Annotated in this window: 1 protein-coding gene; it reads left to right on the forward strand. The window is 62.7% G+C overall.

What is annotated here, in order from left to right; all coding sequences use genetic code 11:
- Positions 1 to 72 precede the first annotated feature (72 nt).
- Positions 73 to 770: acyltransferase domain-containing protein (locus CFN78_RS28360; RefSeq protein ID WP_240519752.1), on the forward strand; the 698-nt coding region annotated here is incomplete at its 3' end.

Below are 770 nucleotides of genomic sequence, written 5' to 3' on the forward strand. Positions count from 1 at the left end.
GAGCATCGTTCGGTGTTGTTGGGTGGGGTTGAGGTTGCTCGTGGTGTGGTGGGTGGGGGTGGGGTGTGTTTTGTGTTTTCTGGTCAGGGGAGTCAGTGGTTGGGGATGGGTCGGGGGTTGGCGGGGCGTTTTCCGGTTTTTGGTGGGGTTTTTGATGAGGTGGTGGGGTTTTTTCCGGGTTTGCGGGAGGTGGTGTGGGGTTCGGATGGTGGTGTGTTGGGTGGTGTGGGGTGGGCTCAGTTGGGGTTGTTTGCGTTTGAGGTGGCGTTGTTTCGGTTGTGGGAGTCGTGGGGTGTGGTGCCGGATGTGGTGGTGGGTCATTCGGTGGGGGAGGTGGCTGCTGCGTATGTGGCGGGGGTGTTGTCGTTGGGTGATGCGTGTCGGTTGGTGTCGGCGCGGGCTGGGTTGATGGAGGGTTTGTCTGGTGGTGGGGCGATGGCGGTGGTGCGTGTGTCGGAGGAGGAGGTGGTGTCGTGTTTGCCGGAGGGTGTGGTGGTGGCGGCGGTGAATGCGCCGGGGTCGGTGGTGGTTGCGGGTGAGGTGTCTGCGGTGGGGGTGGTGATGGGGCGGTTTGCGGGGTCTCGGTTGTTGGATGTGGGGGGTGCGTTTCATTCGCCGTGGGTGGATCCGATGTTGGCGGGGTTCGGGGATGCGTTGGGTGGGGTGGTTTTTTCTGATCCGGTGATTCCGGTGGTGTCGTCGGTGGAGCTGGGAATGGACATGGCGACGGTGGACTACTGGGTTTCTCAGGTGCGTCGGCCGGTGCGTTT

This window comes from Amycolatopsis antarctica (assembly GCF_002262875.1).
Lineage (GTDB): Bacteria > Actinomycetota > Actinomycetes > Mycobacteriales > Pseudonocardiaceae > Amycolatopsis > Amycolatopsis antarctica.